Genomic DNA, 19457 nt, shown 5'->3' on the forward strand with positions numbered 1-19457 from the left:
GTCCGGCTGGTGCAGAGTTTTGAGGAGCTGATGAGCACACCGTTTGGTGATGGGGTGAATGCCATGTGCTGGCCGAGGGTGCTGGAGGGGGATTTTAGCGAAGTGATTGCCCATCTGGAGGTGGGGCCCGGCATTACGCATCTTGTGGCGGAGGAGCTGCTCGCATTGCGATTGAGCGCAGATGGGCACAAGGCGGTGCTCACCATGCTGGATGATGTGGCGCTGCTGGAGGCACATGGGCTCGATCCAGTGCTCGACTGCATCCATGGCTACACCCATGGCGAGCAGGATGGGCCTGTGCGGACGGATGTGTGCTCCTTTCATGCAGATAGCGCCACGGCAGAGGCGGATACATTTTTATGCACCTACCACGGAGCTTCATCAGAGGGACTGCGCAATGAAGACGCGGTATGCCGCGTCGATGTGCCAGAGACGCGTGCAGCGCTGCTCAGGCTGCATGGCGGGGCGGATGATGAGGGCTTCGCAGACTTTCTGACAGAGCACTTCTATGATCTGCATTATGCGCCGGTATCTGGAGCGGTGCCTTTCGTCTTCGGCGTCGGGCATCTATGGCGCATCGCCACGCAGTATCCAGGCTGTCCAGTGCCGCCGTGCATTCACCGTGCGCCTGATCCTGTTCCTGGGCAAAAACGCCTGCTACTCATCAGCTAGGCAGTGTGTGCAGATCATCGGCGCATGAGCATCATCTTCATTTGCAGTGCCTCTGGGTGATCTCGCTGGATGCTCAGGGTGCGCTCTACGGCCTGCATGGCCTCTGGGATGCGGTTCAGGCGGGCGAGGATCGTCGCACGGGCATAGGGGAGTGCTGGGTCAGTCGGAGTGACGGCCTCGCCACGCAGTAGCGCGGCAATCGCTCCCTGCGTGTCCCCGAGGCTGTTTTTTGCGAGGCCGAGATTGTACCAGGCGCGGCCGAATTGTGGATCGAGCCGCACGGCCTCCTCCATCGCGGCGGCTACGCCTGGGAGATCGCCCGTTTCACCGAGAGCGAGGCCTAGATCGTAGTGGTACGCCGCATGCTTGGGAGCGACGCGGATGGCATCGCGGATTTTTTCCAGGGCGAGCTTGCTCTGGCCCGTGACGCTGTAAACCATGGCCAGATCATGGTGGAAGGGTGGGCTATTGGGGTCCCACAAAATGGCTCTCTGCATGTGGTCGATGGCTTTGGCATGCTCACCTCGAGCGAACCAGAATTGACCCGTTTGCATCTGGCCGCTGGGTTGGTCCAAATTCAGACTCAGCGAATGAAGGAGGTCTTTCCCAGCGGTGGATTCGAGGTCCAAAGTGTCACGCAGGGCCCACGCGGCGGCGTTTCGCACACTGCGCAGTGGGTCATCCAAAAGTGGCTCGATTTGCTTCCGCACCGCATGGTCTGCTGAGATGGGGGCGAGTGCCTGGATCGCATTTTGACGCACGAGCGGGCTGGGGTGGCCGAGTTGGGCTGTGACGGCACTTTGGACGGCGCTTTCATGGATCCAGCGCTCCAGAAGCAATGTGGAGCTGGCTTTCCAATACGGTGTCTCATCGCTGCTGAGGAGTGAAACGAGGCCATCGCGGGCGGAATCATCTCCTTTGCGTGCTTTGGCGATGAGATCCGCCCGGAGCCGAGTTTTGCGCTTTTCCATTTTCGGGCCCCACCATTGATTGGAGGCTTGGAGAGCCCAATCGGTCGTTTTGTCCGTGTGGCATTTGTTGCAGGCATTTGGGATGCCATGCTCCTTTGTCAGCCATGGATCTGGGATGGTGAATCCGTGATCGTGACGCGGATGACGCTGCATATAGACGGTCTGTGGCATGTGACAGTTCACGCACTGATTCCCGCTGCTGGCAGTGCCATGGAAGCTGTGTGCTTCGGGCGTGATGACGGGGGCATTCGCGTAGCCTCCCTGCGTGTGGCAGCGCATGCAGAGCTGGTTTCCGGGGAGGATGGTCTTCATGCTGTGCATGTCGTGGCAGTCCATGCAGCGCACACCGGCGTGGTGCATGCGGCTGCTGTGAAAGCTGCCGTATTCGTAGTTCTCATCACGTATCTGGCCATCGGCGTGATAGGTGTCTGTGTGATCGACGATGGTGAGCTGGTAATGATCGAAAAAGGGCTCTCCAAACACAAAGTCGCCGGTGATCTCTCCGCGCCGTGCGTGGCAGCCAGCGCAGTTTTCCGTGTGCTGATCCCGTGTCCATTTGGTGAGCGTGGGATCGCCTTTTTGGCCGCGATGGGTGTGCTGCCACTCGTTGTGAAGCTTCATGGGACCGTGGCAGGATTCGCAACTGACGCTCATCTCCGCCATGGTGGTGTGGTAGCTGTCTTTGGCTGTGTCGTAGTTTTTGCGCAGGCGTGTGTTGTGGCAGGTGGCGCACATTTGATTCCACACCATGCCGCGTCCGGTCCAGTGGCCCCATTCGCCTGGTTTCCGGTCCTCTGAGCCGTAGACGTTGAACCAGTCGCTCTTTTTCGGATCAAAGCAGGCCTCCATCGCCTGCAAGCGTCCGCTGCCACCATCGACGAGGAATTGACGCAGTGGATCATGGCCGATGACGCGCTCGACTTTGTATGGCGCCGTTTGATTGCCGAAGCCGAGTGCGGTGAGGAAGTAGTCGCTGCCTTTTTTCGATGCTTCCGTGGTCTGTGTGCCGTGGGTAAAGCTCTTGGTGGGGACAAAGGCTGCTTCATCGAGCTGCGCATCTGGTTGGCGCTCGGCTAGGCCGTGGTGGGAGCTTTGCCACTTCGTGAACTGATCTGCGTGGCACTCCTGGCAGCTCTGTGAGCCTGCATACTGCGCAAAGGCGACTTTTTCGTCTGGCATCGCATACGCTGTGGGCTTCTGCACGGCTGCCACGGGCAGCGGCGTGTAGTTTTTCGCCGGTTGGAGCATCCAGACGATCAATCCGATGAGCCCCAGGCAAATCCCGCCGATCCATAACCAGGCCTGGAGTGGCGAGGTGGGCGGTTGGGGAGCTGGTGGGGCTTTTTTCATGGAAGAGTGAGCCTAGGCAGCGGCGATGCCCGGCGCAACCCGTGAGCAGCTAGGTGGCTGATGCTTCACTTCTTCTTTCCGAGGTTCTTCAGCTCTTCCTCTGTCCACATCATCGTGCGGCCCTGGTTCTCGGTGCGGATTTTGGTGATGTTCTTCGTTTCCACTGCGGAGGCGGTGTGCTCCCACTCGCGGCGGATGTAGGTGAGCACGCCGGAGATGTCCTCATCGGTGAGCTGGGGCAGTGGAGGCATGGCGAGGTTGTAGGTGCGGCCACTGACCTTCACGGGGCCTGCGAGGCCGTGCATGACGATGCGGGCCAGAACCTCTGGCTTTCCGAGCACCCATTCACTATCGACGAGTGGTGGCGCGAGTCCATCAAGGCCAAAGCCATGCGGCTGGTGGCAGGCAGCGCAAAGTGTGGCGTAGATGGTTTTGCCTTTTTCAAAGAGTGCGATCTGCTCTGTGGTGAGTGGTTTGATGACGGGCGGAGTAGGTGCGCCGGGTTTGCCGGGCCAAACGAGGCGGTTTTCCAGGCTGGAGCTGATTTTGAGCTTTTTGAGGTGCTCGGGCTCTTTGTCCAACCACACGAGCTTTACGGTCTTTGATTTGCTATCGGTCTTTGCGAGGCCTTTGAGGATGGAATCGCGGTTTTCGGGTGATGCGGCGGCTAGATCGAGCATTTCAGCGATTGGACCTGCTTTTCCCGCGAGCGCGATCAGCTCGGCCAAGGCACCGATGACGGCTTTGGAGCCCTCTGAGGGCGTTTGGGCGAGTATTTTGGCGAAAGCGGCTTCTTTGCCACGCAGTCCGGTGAGCGCGGCTTCACGGATGAGCGTGTTTTTGCCGTAGGTGGCCATGAGCGGGGCTAAAGCGGCATCGTTGAGCGTTTTGATGGCGAGGTGTGCGAGCACGAGCGGATGTTTTTCAGCGCTGAGATCAAAGACGAAGTCGCGTGGAGCCACACGCACGGCGGCGGCACGGACGTGCTCACTTTGATCAACGAGAGCGGCTTTGATGATGTCGGGCGTGATGGCGGCGAGGCCATCGAGCGTCCACAGTGCATGCTCGCGAGTGAGTGCGTTTTCATTTTGCAGCAGCTCCTTCAGTGCGGGGATGGCTGAGGCATCACCAGACTCGACGATGAGTCGCTGCGCGGTGTCACGCACCCAGCCACTGGCATGGGTGAGGAGTTTGGGGTCTTTGCTGACCTTCACGGGCTGTGGTTGAGCGCCTTCTGGCACGATGCGCCAGATGCGGCCTTGATTGAAGGGTGTCTCAAGTTTTCGAGCCTGGATGTTCGCGATGAGGTAGTGCGTGAGGAAGCTCTGGTGCTGCACGATGCCGCGATACATGTCCACGATGTAGAGTGCACCATCTGGGCCATTGTAGGCATTCACGGGGCGGAAGCGCTCATCGGTGGAGGTGAGAAATTCGCTGTTTTTGGCCGTGTTGGTGGCCTTTAGGCTGCCATCTGTCTCGCTCATGGTGAAGCGCTTCACGAGATTGGCGCAGGGCTCTGGCACGAAGGCGTTGCCGCGATAGGCCGGCGGAAATGCATGGCCGCGGTAAACGAGTGCGCCGCAGGTGCCAGTGGGTTTTTGCAGGGTGCCATCTGGGCGCAGTGTTTTCGCGTCGTAGCCGCGATTCACGCCAGGCGTGGGATGCGCGGGATAGAGTGTCTGATCGCTGGCGAGCTTGGAATTGATGCTGGTGGCGTTTCGCAGCAGCGGATTCCGCGCAAAGGCATCCGCTGGCAGTAGATCGGCGCGGAGCATGTCCGAGTTGTAGTTGAAGTAGAGCCTGCCGTGATCGTCTTGGCAGAGGCCCCACTGGCCACGACCGAGCCCGACATCTTTTTGCCACACTCCGCTGCGTAGCTTGAAGCGTGAGCTATAGCCTGCGCACCAGATCGAGTTATCCATAGCCCATAGGGGCGAGTTCGCCATGTGCTCTGGCTGTCCACCGAGGCTGCCGAAGTCGCTGGTGATGACCTCCTTCACGTCTGCGACGCCGTCGCCGCTGGTGTCTTTGCAGAAGAAGAGATTCGGCGGGACTGCGATCAGTGCGCCGCCATTCACGGCCATCACCGCACGCGGCATGACGATGTGATCGAGAAAGGCGGTGGCTTTGTCCATGCGCCCATCACCATCGGTGTCTTCGAGCAAGGAGACGCGACCCGTGGGCTCCTTTTCGCCAGCGCCGTTCAGGTCATGCATGTAGCCACGCATTTCACAGACGTAGAGGCGGCCCTGATCATCCCAGCTCATCGCGATGGGGGTCTCGATCAGGGGCTCGCTGGCGACGTTCTCGATGCGGAAGCCTTTTTCGAGTTTGAAGGTCTTTGCCTCCTGCTCTGGGCTGAGGGGCAGGGGAGGCGGTAGCTTGTGCTTGAGCTCGACCTTTTCAGGGCCAGCATTTTTCGAGTGAACAGCGCTCACCTGTGGCGCGAGGGTGAGACAGAGCAGGGCGGCGAATGGACGGATCATTTTTAGGGCGGCGAACAACGATGCCGCGCGGCCCTTCCTCTCATGGCATTTCACTTCATGGGCGAATCACGAGCGGCCTATTTGCTGAAGAGACGCTTCCAGAAGGATTTCTTTTTCGGAGCCTCTGCGGGTGCGGCGGTGGGCTCTGTGCCGGGAGCGTAAATGGGAGCACCACGCTGCTGGACGTTGTTTTGAGGCTGGCCAGGAGCGGATGCGGCATTGGTAGCATTCATTTCGACGCCTGCTGGCTGGAAGCGGTTCTGGAGATGCTCTGGCGGCGGCATGGACTTGGTAAAGTCCACGGTCTGAGGCTTGATCATCGGCGCTTTGGTGTCGTGGTTGATCACCTTGGGCTTCTGGGCCTTGCCAGAGGCATCATAGCTGTAAATGATCTGCTGAAAGACCTCTCCTTGGAGATTGGCGGTCTGCATTTCCTGGAGGCGTCCGAATTGATCGAACTTCATGAGCGAGCGAGCGACGAGGTTATCACGGCCATCATAGACATTGCCGCGGATCGGCTGGCCCTGCTCGTCGACGAGGTAGTGCTTGCGCATTTGCAGGGAGCCGTTGGAGTCATAGGTCTTTTCCTCCAGCTCACGCAGGGTCATGTCGAGTCGGCTCTCTGTGTGGGAGTTGTCCTCATGGTAGTGGGACTTCGCATAGATGGAGGAGCGCCGTTGTGGGGCATCCGCAGCGCAGAGGCATGCGGCAGAGGACCCGAGGATGGCGAAAAGGGCGAGGCTGGCTTTCATGGATGGCTGAGGTGGACTTTCCCATCCAGGATATGCGCCTGGGAGGGGACTCACAAATGGAGTTTTTGCTCAAATGCGAGCTTTCGGTGCCTGTGAGAGACCCGCTTTGCCCCGCGCTGCATGCGGTGCACAGTGCGTGTATTTCTGGGCTGACAGAGGCTGCATCTTGAGTCATGAAGCGGGATGAATCCTATCCTAAAGATGCTGCCAGAGTCCGACCCGGCGATGATTTTGAGATTTCGTGATCGCCAGTTCGCTGCGGAGCTGCTGGCGGCGGCTTTGCTGCACCTGGATTTATTTACCTGGCTAGCTCAGCATGCAGGCGCGGATGATGCGCAGATCTGCCGAGAACTAGAGCTGCATGCGCGGCCGCTGGATGTGCTCCTGACGCTGTGCCGTGCTAGCGGCTTAGTGCAGACGGATGCTGCGGGGAAAAATACCCTCACCGTGCAGGGGCGTGAGCATTTAGTCGTAGGCTCACCCTGGTATCTGGGGCCGTATTATGCGCCGATCCGTGATACACCCGCCGTGCAGGGATTCCTGCGTGTGCTGCGCACGGGGAAGCCGGCGAATTGGCAGGCGAAGTCGGATGGGAAAGACTGGCATACCTCGATGCAGGATGCGGAATTCGCGCGGAGCTTTACGGAGCTGATGAACTGCCGTGGGCTGGTCTTTGGGCAGCATTTAGCGCGGGCTCTGACGCCGCATTTAGAGGGGAGGTCGCGTGTTCTGGACGTGGGGGGAGGCTCAGGCATCTATTCCTCGACGCTGGTGGCAGCGCATGCGCATATCCAGGCGACCGTGCTGGAGCAGCCACCCGTGGATGGCATCGTGCGTGCAGAGATCACGAAGCATGGGCTAGAGGGCCGCGTGGATGTGTGCAGCGGTGATATGTTCACCATGCAGTGGCCACAGGCAGATGTGGTGTTGCTTTCGAATGTGCTGCATGACTGGGACTGGCCAGAGGCGCAGGTTTTGGTCAACCGCGCTGCCGCAGCTCTGCCCGCTGGTGGGCTGCTGGTGGTGCATGATGCCTTCATCGCAGATGACAAATGCGGCCCGCTACCAGCCGCAGAATACTCCGCCCTGCTGATGCACATCACTCAGGGGAAATGCTACTCCGCAGCGGAGTATGCAGAGATGATGCGTGCGGCAGGACTGGCTCCTGGACACTATCAGCCCACGGTGGCGGATCGCGGATTCATGACCGCCGTAAAGCGCTGAGCCATCATGCTGGCAGTTCGAAGAAAGTGAGTCCCAGGATGGCATAGACCGCGAGCAGCAGCACGCCTTCCATCCAGTTGGACTCACCATCTTGCGAAATGAGCGCCGTGACCGAGACGGATACACCCACAGCGACCACCTCCATGGGGGTAAAGATGAGGTCCATCGGATTGCCGAAAGCGTAGCTGACAAAAACGAGCACCGGAGCGACAAACAGGGCCACCTGGAGACTCGATCCGACTGCGATGTTGATGGAGAGATTCATCTTGTTCTTCAGCGCCATGAGCACCGCCGTGGAGTGCTCTGCTGCATTACCGATGATAGCGACGAGGATGACGCCGACGAAGACCTCTGTGAGGCCGAGCGTATGTGAGGCTGCCTCGACTGCGCCGACGAGAAACTCACTCATCACCGCCACCAATGCCGTCGCGACGAAGAGCACGAGCATCGACTTGCCTTTGCTCCATCCGTGCGTGCCCAGGGCCTTTTCTTCCTCCGCATTCGGCTCACCGACGTAGAGATGCGTATGGGTTTTGAGGCTGAAAAAGAGGCTAAAAATGTAAACAATGAATAGCACAACAGAGATCTCCAGACTGAGATCCAGCTCCTTCGTGTGAGCGGATGCTCCAGCGACAAAATGGAAAACCGCAGGCAGCAGCAGGGCGATGCCAGAGAGTGCGAGCATGGTCGAGCCGATCGAGGCCGCTGTTTGATTAAAGCGCTGTGTCTTGAACTTCAGCCCCCCACAGAGTGCGCTGAGGCCGAGAACGAGGAGGATGTTCCCGATGATGGAGCCCGTGATGGAGGCCTTCACCACGCCGTGGAGCCCTTTACTCATCGCCATGATGGCGATGATCAGCTCGGCAGCATTGCCAAAGGTGGCATTGAGCAGGCCACCGATGCCTTCACCGAGCCGCTCTGCCAGATGCTCCGTCGCACGCCCCATCCAGCCCGCGAGCGGAATGATGGCGATGGCTGAACAAATGAAAATAGCGACCGGACTGGCGTGGGTGAACTCCAGATACGTAGCGATGGGGACAAAGATGAGGAACCAGTTGAGGAGGTTTTTAGCGGCAAAAAGATTTCGCATGACCGGCATGTTGGCGGCGGCTTGAGATAGGGTCAAGAGATTGGCACTTCTGTCTCTACTGCGTGGCACAAAATGCGGTTTTTTGGCCCAATTCAGCCCCCAGCCGAAAAGCGCCCCATTCGCTGGAATGACCTATTTATAAGCCCTCCAGGCTCAAAAGAGCTCTTTGGCACGGCAAGTGCACAACTAGGTCCCGGAAGTGATTCCCACTGAAAAACCCAACCCAAATCCATACGACTATGAAACTCATCTGCTCCAACCCTGCCGCCTTCGCCCGTGTTTCCGACCTCAACGAGTGGTTTCGCCAGCCATACGTCAGCATGCCCGCGCTGGGGCGTTTTTGGTCAAATTTAGGCGAGGCCCTCCCCCGCTCGCAGCCAGACCGCCTCGCGGTCGATGTGCATGAGGACAAAGACGCCTACCACGCCAGCTTTGAAGTCCCCGGCATCAAGAAAGAAAACGTCAAAATCGAGCTCAATGACGGCCGACTCACCATCAGCGCAGAAAAGCGCATGAAGACCGGCGAAACCGAGAACTCACTCACCCTCAGCCGCACCATATCGGTGCCAGAAGGCATCAACATCGACGCCATCACCGCCAAGCTCGAAGACGGCCTCCTCCGAGTGACCCTGCCGAAAGCCGAACACCGCAAACCCCGCCAGATCGAACTGAACTAACTCCCAAACCCCTCTCCACACCCACCAATCCCTTCAATCATCATGAACACCACCTGTACACCCACCACCTGCACTCCCGCCTCCCCACCGAGCCACGCGGAAAATACCCGCAAACCGACCTACCAAGTCAGCGACAACGCAGAGGCTTATGAGGTCCGTGTGGAAATGCCCGGCGTGCCCAAAAGCGGCGTGAAGCTCGACTTGGAAGACGGCATCCTCTCGATCCATGGCCGACGTGCCCCCTCCGACACGGAAGGCATGAAACCCCTGCATCGCGAGCTCCTCCGACAGGACTACTTGCTCCGCCTACGCCTGAACACGCCGTTGGATGAGGATAAACTGGCCGCGAGGCTCGAAGACGGAGTCCTTTGCGTGACCCTACCACTCAAAGCCCTGTCCAAGCCCCGCACCTTCAGCGTGAACTAAAACCACCCGGCAGCCATCTGCCACGCCCCCCCCAGGACCGCGATCTGAGCTCACCCTCAGATCGCGGTTTTCTTTCGGGCACCGCAATCGGCTGAACTTTGAGCTTGGCACATCCCAGTTGGAATCTACCTTCACCGCCCATGACCAAAAACCGACTTTTCCTGATCCTGCCGCTCTTCTTGGTGCTCGCCGCTGGCATTTTCCGCTACCTCAAGCTCGCAGGATGGGTCAGCAGTGATGTATGGACGAATTTCGCTCCGTGGATGGCTCTAGCCTTCACCGGCACGCTGGTCATTTCCCGCCGGATGCCCTTCTGGCTCACGCCAGCCTTACTCATCCTCGTCGATCTGAGTGCCCGTGGGCTACAAACCGTGCTCCACGGGGAAGCCATCGCCGTCTATGCTTGCTACGCACTCGCAGCATGGATCGCCAGTGGTCAGCGTGGGCGCTTGGGCCTGCTCGGTAGCCTCCTGGGCGTCATCGGCTGCACGTTTGGCTTCTATTTGATCACCAACACCATCTCCTGGATCGTCGATCCAGGTTATGTGAAAAACCTCTCTGGCTGGATGCAGGCCCTGACGAGCGGCCTTCCAGGACTCCCACCCACCACCATTTTCCTCTACAAGTCCCTGCTGAGTGATCTGGCCTTCTCCTGCATGCTACTAGCCGCATACAATACGGAAGCCACACTGCGTCGTGAGAAAACCATTCCCGTGCTCGGTAGCCTCGCCGCCGCGTGATTTCTCACTGCCACGTCGCATGACCATCAATGCCCTAGCTGCGCAGGCGCCATTCACCACCAAAGACGGCAGCACCATCCGCAGCCTCCTCGACCGCACCAATGCTCCGGTAGAAAACCAGAGCCTCGCCGAAGCGAGCGTCCCAGTCGGCTCCCCAACCGCACGGCACTACCACCGGCTCAGCGAGGAATTCTATTTCATCCTAGAGGGGGCAGGCATCATGGAAATCGATGGCGAAACACGCCACATCCGCCCCGGCGACGCGATCCTCATCCCACCCGGCTCCTGGCATCAAATTACCGCCACCCAGCCCCTCCGCTTCCTCTGCTGCTGCGCTCCGCCTTACAGCCACGAGGATACGTATTTTGCCAATTTGTGATTTCTTTATAGGAGGGTAGCTGGACGAGGTTGAACTCGATTTCGCCGTCGCCGATCTGGATCGTTCGGACCATTTGTTCGACGATCCGGCGCTTCTCGTCTTCGCTCATGGACGGCCATCGTGAGTGTAGGTCGAGCGCTTCGGAGATGAGTTATTCACCGGACAGGGAGTCGATTTTCAGCACATCGATCTCGGCCTGGAGGCGGACGAGTTCGTCGTCGAGCTGCTGCCTCTGCTCGACGAGTGGGTCGTTGAACCGTTTGAAGTCTTCCGATGTCACGCTGCCATCGAGGTAGAGCCGCAGCATCCGGTCGGTGTCGCTCTTGAGCTTCGCGGATTCTCGTTGCCGTTGGGCGATCAGGGTTTCTTTCTCGCCCAGCACCTCGCCGGACTTGCTGAGGTAGCCTTGCACGTTGGCCGGGTTGACGAGGTAGCTTTTCACCTCCTCCAGGAATATCTCTTCCAGGTCGGCGCAGGCGATCTTGTTGCGGCACTTCTGGCAGGTGTATTTCGGCGTTTTCATCGGCACATACATCTTGTTGCCGCAGTGGCAGACCACGAAGCCGGAGAACAGGTGTGCGGGCTTTTTCGCGGGCCGCTCGCGCTTCATGTAGCGATCATCCAGGACGGCGTTGCAGCGCTCCCACAGCTCTGGTGACACAATCGCCTCAACCTCATTGAAGATGTGCTCGCCCTCTGGTTTGAGGCCCCACGTTTTGCCTTTGCCGAGGTTGCGCGTGTAGTTGCGGCGATGGATACCCTTCGCCGTCGGGTCTTTGATCTGGAAGCGCACGGCCATGTCGGACCACTGCTTGCCGAGGCGGGTGCGGTAGCCGCGTTCGTTGAGGATACGGGCCACGGTCTTCATGCGCTGGTGCTTGTCAAACAACTCGTAGCTCAGGCGTCGAATTGGGGCTTCGTCGGGGTTCACCACGAGCTTCTTGTCCTTCCACATGTAGCCGTAGGGTGCTTTGCCGCTGAGAGGCTTGCCGAGCTTGGCGCGAACCAGAACGGAACTCTTGATGCGGTCGGTGATCTCCTCGCGCTCCCATTGCGCCATGCTGGCGACGAGGTTGTAGAACAACCTGCCTGCGGGCGAACTGGTGTCGATGCTCTCGCTGAGGGAAACCAAATCGGCGTGGTTCTGCTGGAAGAACTCACTAAAGTCCATCAACTCTTTGGCGTTCCTCGTGAGTCGGGCGAGCTTGGAGAAAACGAGTGCTTGGATGTGGCCTCGCTTCACGTCAGCCATCATGCGCTGCGCTTCCGGGTGGTCCACGACGCTCTTGCCGCTGACTCCCGCAAGGTCATAGACCTCGACGACTTTCCAGGCTCGTGACGTGCAATACATCTCGGCACGGGCGCGGTGGTGTGCGGGGCTGTCGCCCTGCGCTTGCTCTTCGCTGGATACCCGAATCCAAATGCCGACACGCTTCGCGGATTGATCACTAATTGGCAAAGTATTCATCGCGCTTTGAAAATACTGCTCCGTTTTCGGTCATCAAGTAACTCCTTCTTGGTGACTCACTTTTTCTTCTGGCCTGCTCTGCGCCTCACGCTGTCGGCAAGCGCCGATGCGATCTCACCCTCACGCTTCTTTAGCTCGTCGGCACTGAGCTGGACAGTGGTGCGCTTCACGGTCCATCCCTTCACTTTTCGCGGCTCGGTTTCGCTCGGGGGTGTTGGGGGCGCTTCGAGGATCAGTGATTGCAGGAGCTCCACGAAATCCGCCTTGAGGAAGCAGCGGACTTTTGGGCTGTCATCTGGAGACAGGCTGTTGCGGATCGCAGGTTCGAGCCTCGCGAGTTTCGCCGCATCAAGTGCCACCATCGCCACCGACTGTATTCCAGCGCGAAGCAGCTTCGCCACATTGCGGACTTCGTAGTCCAGTGTGTTGGTGACGCTGATCTCGCAACCGATCACTTGCTCGTTGAACTGGAGGTGCAGGTCCACGGTCTCCTGGGTTCCCGGTAGCTGTCGCTCAATCGTCGCTCGGAAGCCGAGTGACTCTGCTACGAGTTTCAGTTCGTTCTGCGCAGCACGGTGCAGGTCGCCGCCGCGTCCTAGCTCTGCCACGTCAGCACGAACTTCGGTTGGGGCGAAAGGCTTCGGGGATGGCGCTCTGGGCGGTGCTTCGAAAGCGTTGGCCGTTACAGCGACGGCATCTTCTGTGGGGGTGTTTACCACTGCGGGTTCGTCTGCAATGGGACGGGTCTTTTCCGCTTTGGGTGGTGCGGCCGCTGGCTCAAGACCTTCGTCTGTCTCAGCCTCGACCACTTCGGCTTCACTGATCGTCTGTTGCAGCAACTCGTCCAGATCGGCGATAGTCGTTCCGTAAGCCGCGCGGGAGTGCGCTGTCACCTCGTCTCGCCCTGCATAGGTCGTCTCTTCAAAGTGCTCCATCGCGGGGAGCGTGGTGAGGTTGAAATCAAGATCGCTGCGCTCCACGCGGCAGATGGCTTCGCCGATACTGAGGTTCTGCAAGGCACGGGCGTCGAAGTGCGAGAATCCATCAGCCAGTGCTCGCGCATCTTGGTCACCTACGCGGAAAGCGATGCGGGTGCAGGCGCTGGCATCGAGTGCTCCGGTGACTTCAGGCTCAGCTTTGAGCTGGCTGAGGCTCTGGTGCGAGAGGATCAGTCCGAGGCGATACTTGCGTGCGCCGGACAGAATCTCCGCCATTGAGGGCGTAAGGAAGTTTGCGGACTCGTCCACATACAGGAAGAACGGGCGACGCTCTTCCTCGCGCATCCGCTGACGAGCCATCGCCATCTGCTGGAACTTGGAGACAAGGAGTGTGCCGAGCAGATAAGCGTTCTCCGCGCCGATCTGGCCTTGGGGGAGCTTAGCGATGAAAATCTTCCCGCTGTCGAGGATGTCGGCGAAGTCGAGTTTATTGACACGCTGCGACACCATGCGCTTCACGGGTTTGCGTGCGAGGAACTTCTCTAGCCGAGTGACCACGGGGCCAACGGATCGCGTGCCACCAAGCTGTGGGAAGCCCTTCTTCCAGTAGAAGACGACATCGGGATCGCGCACAGTCTTCAAGAACTCGTTCCGTGTTCCGGCATCGAGCAGGAAGTTCTTCAAGTCTGCGATGGTGCCACCGCGTGAGCTTTCCAGAAATGCGAGGATCGCGTGATGGAGCACACTCTCCATCTGCTCACCCCAGCTCGATGACTGGCGACGAAACACCGCCACAAGGTCGGACGCGATGAGGTCCTTCTCGAAGTCGCTGTGCGCCGCGAGGATGTTGAAACCGACGGATGCTTCTTCATCGGTTGGATCGACGATCACCACATCATCAAGGCGGTCGCGTGGAATGAAATCGAGCAAGCGGTCAGCGAGATCGCCGTGCGGGTCGAGCAACCCGCAGCCAAAGCCGTTCTCGATGTCCTGGCGGATGCAGTTGAAAAGGAAAGTGGTTTTGCCGTAGCCGGAGCCGACGATGATGTGCGTGTGGCGGACACGGTGATCCATGCGCAGCCAGACGGCAGCGTCCTGGCCTGAGTGCTGATTGATGCCGAGCAGCAGGTCGGCCTGCTCGGTAAGGTGTGCTGGCGCTGGGCGCGTGCTACCAGTGTCACGACGTAGCTTGGATGTGGCGACGGCACTCGTGGGCAGGTGAACGAAGCCGGTGAGTTCCTCCGCGTTCAGCATCATTCCCGCGCGTCGGCTCTGTCGGCGTAACACATCTTCCTCGTGTGCGTCGGCGGGGTATTCGTTCGCGGACAGCGGCATCAGCTCGTTGCCACCGACTTGCGTGAACGCCCGGAGACACGAGGCCATGTTGAGGGACAGCTCGCGGGCGCGCTCCTGGTCATCGGCAAAGACGGCGATGCGCACGACGGCGGCGAAGAGAGGCGACCGAATCTTCTCCCGTGCCTGCCGCACCAAATCGGGGCGATTGGCAAAGAACGCGCCGCCCGTGTTGTCCGTCACCGAACGCAGGATGCTTTCCGCCCAAGCGTGACGCGTCGGCTCGAAGATGACTTGAAACACTGCCAGCTCGCCGGGTGCGAGGTCGGACATCGCTGCCGCCATGCTCACGAAGATGTCACCGCGCGACTTCGCGAGCGGGATCATGAATGGCTCCGCCAGCCCAAGCTCAACGATTGCCGTTTCAGTTCCGGCCTCGCGCCACTGGTCGTGCAGGTAGCTGGCCTGTTGAACGGTCTCCGCTCCGGGGAAGTGAGCGGCAATCTGCTGGCCCAACAGTGCCGCATCGCCCTGGCCTGCGGCGAACTGTGCCACGATCTCACGCTCTGTGCCGATCAGCTCGAAAGCGATGGGTTCACGGCACGATGAGAGCGAGAGTAGCCACGACTCCATCGCGTCCTGGTTCACGCCTTTGATGTCCGGCAGGTTGATCTGAAGCTCGACAAGCTCGCCTCGCTGCTCGTAGAACGGGCCGGGTTCTTCGTCTGGCTCGTCCTCCGCTTTTGCTGTGGATGATTGCGGTGAAAGCATCTTGCCCACACCCTCGAACAGCCTGCTGCCGAAAGTCGCACGCCTGCCATCGTCCACCCGCTGCACACCGCGCTGCGGCAGGAAGTGACCAAAGAACGGGCGGAAAGGCGGCTCGATGGAAACAGGTGCATCGTAATGCAGCCAGCCACGCCCGCGAAGCTCCCAGCGGTAGAACTGATCGGTTAGTGCTTCGTCTAGCCAGCCCATCCACACAAGTTGTCCAGCTATCGAGCAATTCAATCAAACCGTGATTTTCTCTTGCCCGCCACACGCCCCAGACATACAAAGCTTAAGAAAACCAAAGCATCTCCACCTTTTGTTGGTCACAAGAAGGTTGCGGGCAACCGCAGCCCTGCTAGCCTTTCGCCCCTTTTGTAACGTGCTGTGAATAATACCCAAATTGAGAAAAGTGGCCGCGCCCTCGACTTTGATGCGAGGAATGAATGGCTTTGGAAGAAAATGGCGGACAGAGTTGCCGAAGGGGGATTCGACGTGGTCATCCTCGTTGCGCGCAAGATGCCGCGTCTTGCTGAACTATTCAGTCTCTCTTTCGGGGAGGAAGTCCTCGTCATCTCCGATGTTGCGATTCCGTTTTGCTACGAAGAGATTCGTGGTGCCAGAGTGGCAATCGTTGACGATATGCTGAATGTCGGCAGCACTGTGGATAAGATCAGTCGAGACCTTCGCGTTTGTGGGGCGGTGGCGGTCGAGGTCTTTACACTTTGCCGCAAGAAAACCTCCAGAGTAGCAGACAAGAGCACGACAGTCGTAACGCATGAACTTGATGATGCTGAGTATGCAAATCATGTGGTCAAGGTGCCTGTATTGATCTCCCGGTTGTCCAAGCCTTATGACCTAGCCTTTCCTATCATCAAGGGAAGCTATGCTGCGCCATACGCAACAGCATCTGAGATCATGGGATGCCTCACCGATCTTTATAAAGGCCGACTGAGCACCCTGCCAGCTCCATATCACAATTCGCGGGCTAAACGTGTCTCGTTGATTCAACCCCAATCTTCTACAGATGGCGCACGGGTAGAGCATTCAAAGATACGCCTCTACTTTGATGATGAAACGAAATCCTGCCTCGTAGTGCCGATGGCGATTCCGCCGGAATTGAATGACCAAACTCTCAGCGTGGAGCATCCCCTGTCACTGGCTATCCGAGAACACTTAACCGCGCTGCTTGAAAAGCGCTGCCCCGACTCGAACCTGCGTGAGATTGGATCGCTTTCCATCAAACTTTATGTCCATGCTCTTGACTGGCTTCTGACTGACCCGTTTTGTCAACAGTTGGACCAGGTTCTGGCCCTCAATCTGGCTGATTCCTTTGGCGGGAAAGATTGCGAGATGATATTTGGCGACGCCCTCAAATCTTTCTCACTGGATGTCCATCAATTAGAAGCACGGGTTGCGACAACCCGAAAAACTGGTCAAGCAGATTCGCCCAGCCAGGAATCCCCCTTCTACAAAGGGGTTAAAGCGAAGTTGCTGCCCAGAGCATGTGATAAATTCAAAGAACTTTGCCCTGTCAAAATAGAGGAAGGTTTTGACAGTTTTTCCTGCGTCAAGGCAATCATTGAAGCACTAGCAGATCTCGTTGGCGCGGAAGCGCCTGAACAATACGAATTAGATTTCCCTTACACTCGAGAGGCGGTCCGCAAAGATCCCTACCTTCGGTTGAAGGTAGGGCCGACTTTCCACGACATGATTTTGCTTGTTGCCGATCTCCTCAAAGAATCGGGCTTCAAGCAGCAACCTTGCGACAGTTTTTATTATGCGCTGAGCGTGGTTCTTGACATGACCGTGGATAACGGGAGCCTTGTCCCGACATTCGCCCGCTATGGAGACAGATGGTTCAGGGTTTACCGCAAAGGGGAAAATATGCTATGGGACAAAGCTTGTCACCGTGTGCAGTGGGCGGTGGCACAGGCGGCAGAAGAGAAAAATATTACCTTCAGCGTTCAGCGCCTTAGCAAGCTGCTCAGCGCGCTCAGTTTTTCGAGCAGCTATGGGGAACTTTTGGAACCTCAGGTGGCAACGCGAGGATTCGTTGCCTCGTTGCCTGGTAGCATTTTGGATGACACCGAAACGGCAATCTCCTATTACATGATTAGGACGGGCAAACTTAAGCCTGTGCATTCCGATTCGAGTGAGCCATGAGCAAACTAACCGCTGATCGCCCACCTCCCATCAACGGGGAGGATCCTACAAGTGAGGACACCGAATTTGCAGAAGTGTTTTGTGAAATCGCGGAGATGGTGGAGAAGCACCCCAGCCCTCCCAAAATGGTTTTGTGGCTATCGACTTGTCGCAATCACTACTTAACTCTCAACGCCCAGTTTTACGACATCAAGCGCTGCTTTGGTCATGGCTCCATGCCATCCGCAGCAAGCATAGTGGCTTATGAGTTTGTCCGGGGGCGTGTTGCAGAGATCGTCCCACATCTTTCGAGTTTGGGGGAATGCCTTGCTGCTTATGAAGACAAAAACGAGTGTTGGAGCTGTCGTCAGGAGAGCCGTGAGTTTCTTGTGAGGTATCTGGCGTCCGCTCCGGGTAACACCCAAGTTCGGATCAAGAATGCGCTGTTCAAAGTGAAGACCAGCGACGGCGATTTTAACGGTGATGGGAATCATTGGCCTGCGAAATACGTGGAGCTAAACGACGATGAAGTGCCGGCGCTTTTGGAGAAACAGCGTGTGCTTTCCTGTGCAGCTCTGCGAGTTCGCGGCATTCTGGATGTCGGTCAGGCAGTTGTGCGTTACGCTCGTGAATTGCAGATGGCGGCAGAGGAGCTGTTCGCAAATGCGATGGATGTCAGCCCCGCATGGGAAACAGTGCTCGGAGCGTTCTCGAAGTCAAAAGATAACCTCCAGTTGGTCACTGGTGAAAGGAGTAGTGCCGGTATTCATCATTATCATTGGAACGGACAGCATTTGAGATTGCCTGCGACGGCACCATCCAGCGATGATTTCGAGGTGATCGTGAAGGATTTTGGCAAAATGCTCGATGGCATTCAGCGTGATGTTCACTGCTCGTTGCTTGAGCATTTTCGCCCCAATCAGGCAAGACCACCGCTGCCCAAAATTTTCAAGATCGACCTAACTCCACCTGCCGAGCAACGAACTGGCATTGAGCTGTCACTGACTCATCATTCCTTTGATCAGAGGTCTCTGGAAGAGGTAGTGATTGCGGTGGCTTCTGTGGGTGTCCCGCCTGAATGCTACAGAGAGAATGAGACGCGGCTCAAAGATGAATGCAGAGGGAAGCTGCGAACAGCCGCCTCAGTATTGCTCCGACAGGCAGCCAGTGCTGGAGCCCATGTGCTGGTATTGCCTGAATTATTCATTCCCTCTTCGGATTCGGGTGCTTTTTTCCAAGAGGTCGCGAAAGGTAAAGTGATTTGTATCGCAGGTATTGAAGGAGGTCGTCACGAGAGGAGCGGATTGGATTTTAACACCGTAGGTGTGCAATTCCCTGGCAGGCCGCTCGTTGAGCAATATAAACACTTCCCTTCGAAGTATGAGCATGACCGCCTCTTCGCCAAGGGCGGTATCCATTTGTTTGAGAACACGGAAATCGGGAATTTTGCGGTTGTCATCTGCTCAGATTACAGGGAAAGCAATGCTCTTGATGTTCTGCAACGTGGGGCCAAGCAGTTAGATTTTCTTTTCGTCTGCGCCAACAATCCCAGGCCCGAACACTTTCAACACATGGCGATTGCGGATAGTTACCGTCTGTATTCGACCATTGTGGTGTCAGATTCTCATGCGACTAATGGTGGTGCTCCGCAGGGATCGTGTGTCGTTCAGCCACGGACAGAAAACCCGTTAATTAAGCCGAAGCCGGGCGATGTGATTGATCTCAGTGCCGAGGTTGCATCACTCGGTAGCGTGAAGCCCGAGCTTCACATTTACCGTCTTTCGCCAGGCAGTTTTGCACGGAAGCGGGGTATGCAGGCCCGTGAGTTCGCGCCTTGTCCGTTCTCCAGAAGGCTGGTCTAAAACCACAGCCATCCCATAAGGCGGCTAGGCAGAGGGGTGTGAAGTGTGCTGACTGAGGGCGAGAAGTGGTTTGATTTGGATTGCGATGTCAAAACCAAAACACACCCAAGCCACCCAGCCAGCACGCCATCACATCAACGTTCTCGGCCAGATTCTCAAGCTCATACCGCGCAGCATCATCAGCACCGCTGCCAGGGAGACCGGCGTGGACGCCAA

At 57.9% G+C, this 19457-nt stretch carries 14 protein-coding genes; 8 read left to right on the top strand and 6 right to left on the bottom strand.

Annotation, left to right across the window (positions count from 1 at the left end; genetic code table 11):
• The first annotated feature begins 9 nt into the window (after positions 1–9).
• Positions 10–672: a hypothetical protein gene (locus IPK32_09505; GenBank protein ID MBK8092189.1), complete on the top strand. Its 663-nt coding sequence runs from the start codon at positions 10–12 to the stop codon at positions 670–672.
• A 14-nt stretch (positions 673–686) separates the two neighbouring features.
• Here IPK32_09505 and IPK32_09510 read toward each other — a convergent pair whose 3' ends face one another.
• The 3 genes from IPK32_09510 to IPK32_09520 all read right to left on the bottom strand — a co-directional run bounded on the left by IPK32_09510 (position 687) and on the right by IPK32_09520 (position 6231).
• A complete protein-coding gene (locus IPK32_09510) occupies positions 687–2993 on the bottom strand; it encodes a tetratricopeptide repeat protein (GenBank protein MBK8092190.1) in 2307 nt (768 codons plus the stop codon).
• 65 nt (positions 2994–3058) lie between these two features.
• The gene (locus IPK32_09515) at positions 3059–5479 is read right to left on the bottom strand and encodes a c-type cytochrome (protein ID MBK8092191.1); all 2421 of its coding nucleotides are present in this window, start codon (positions 5477–5479) and stop codon (positions 3059–3061) included.
• 77 nt (positions 5480–5556) lie between these two features.
• Positions 5557–6231: a hypothetical protein gene (locus IPK32_09520; GenBank protein MBK8092192.1), complete on the bottom strand. Its 675-nt coding sequence runs from the start codon at positions 6229–6231 to the stop codon at positions 5557–5559.
• A gap of 183 nt (positions 6232–6414) precedes the next feature.
• On the opposite strand from IPK32_09520, the gene IPK32_09525 reads away from it, so the two are divergent.
• Complete coding sequence (locus tag IPK32_09525) at positions 6415–7455, top strand: methyltransferase domain-containing protein (GenBank protein MBK8092193.1); 1041 nt, start codon at positions 6415–6417, stop codon at positions 7453–7455.
• Between the two features lie 4 nt (positions 7456–7459).
• On the opposite strand, the gene cax is transcribed toward IPK32_09525, so the two are convergent.
• On the bottom strand, positions 7460–8545 hold the full coding sequence (gene cax / locus IPK32_09530) for a calcium/proton exchanger (protein MBK8092194.1): 1086 nt from the start codon (positions 8543–8545) through the stop codon (positions 7460–7462).
• A gap of 239 nt (positions 8546–8784) precedes the next feature.
• Between cax and IPK32_09535 the strand changes: the two genes are divergently transcribed.
• The 4 genes from IPK32_09535 to IPK32_09550 all read left to right on the top strand — a co-directional run bounded on the left by IPK32_09535 (position 8785) and on the right by IPK32_09550 (position 10767).
• Positions 8785–9222, top strand: coding sequence for an Hsp20/alpha crystallin family protein (locus tag IPK32_09535; GenBank protein MBK8092195.1), 438 nt, complete (start codon positions 8785–8787; stop codon positions 9220–9222).
• 42 nt (positions 9223–9264) lie between these two features.
• Entirely contained in the window at positions 9265–9648 is a 384-nt protein-coding gene (locus IPK32_09540; GenBank protein ID MBK8092196.1) for an Hsp20/alpha crystallin family protein, read from the top strand.
• Positions 9649–9788: 140 nt separating this feature from the next.
• A complete protein-coding gene (locus IPK32_09545) occupies positions 9789–10388 on the top strand; it encodes a hypothetical protein (GenBank protein MBK8092197.1) in 600 nt (199 codons plus the stop codon).
• A 19-nt stretch (positions 10389–10407) separates the two neighbouring features.
• Entirely contained in the window at positions 10408–10767 is a 360-nt protein-coding gene (locus IPK32_09550) for a cupin domain-containing protein (protein MBK8092198.1), read from the top strand.
• A 151-nt stretch (positions 10768–10918) separates the two neighbouring features.
• Here IPK32_09550 and IPK32_09555 read toward each other — a convergent pair whose 3' ends face one another.
• Together IPK32_09555 and IPK32_09560 are read right to left on the bottom strand one after the other, a co-directional pair.
• Positions 10919–12235: a recombinase family protein gene (locus IPK32_09555; protein ID MBK8092199.1), complete on the bottom strand. Its 1317-nt coding sequence runs from the start codon at positions 12233–12235 to the stop codon at positions 10919–10921.
• Positions 12236–12291: 56 nt separating this feature from the next.
• Positions 12292–15444 (bottom strand): type IV secretion system DNA-binding domain-containing protein, encoded by a 3153-nt coding sequence (locus IPK32_09560; protein MBK8092200.1) that lies wholly within the window; start codon positions 15442–15444, stop codon positions 12292–12294.
• 177 nt (positions 15445–15621) lie between these two features.
• On the opposite strand from IPK32_09560, the gene IPK32_09565 reads away from it, so the two are divergent.
• Entirely contained in the window at positions 15622–17400 is a 1779-nt protein-coding gene (locus IPK32_09565) for a hypothetical protein (protein MBK8092201.1), read from the top strand.
• On the top strand, positions 17397–19241 hold the full coding sequence (locus IPK32_09570) for a hypothetical protein (GenBank protein MBK8092202.1): 1845 nt from the start codon (positions 17397–17399) through the stop codon (positions 19239–19241). Before IPK32_09565 ends, IPK32_09570 begins: the two co-directional genes overlap by 4 nt.
• The last annotated feature ends 216 nt before the right edge of the window (positions 19242–19457 follow it).

The sequence above is a fragment of the Verrucomicrobiaceae bacterium genome, assembly GCA_016713035.1.
Classification (GTDB): Bacteria; Verrucomicrobiota; Verrucomicrobiia; order Verrucomicrobiales; family Verrucomicrobiaceae; genus Prosthecobacter.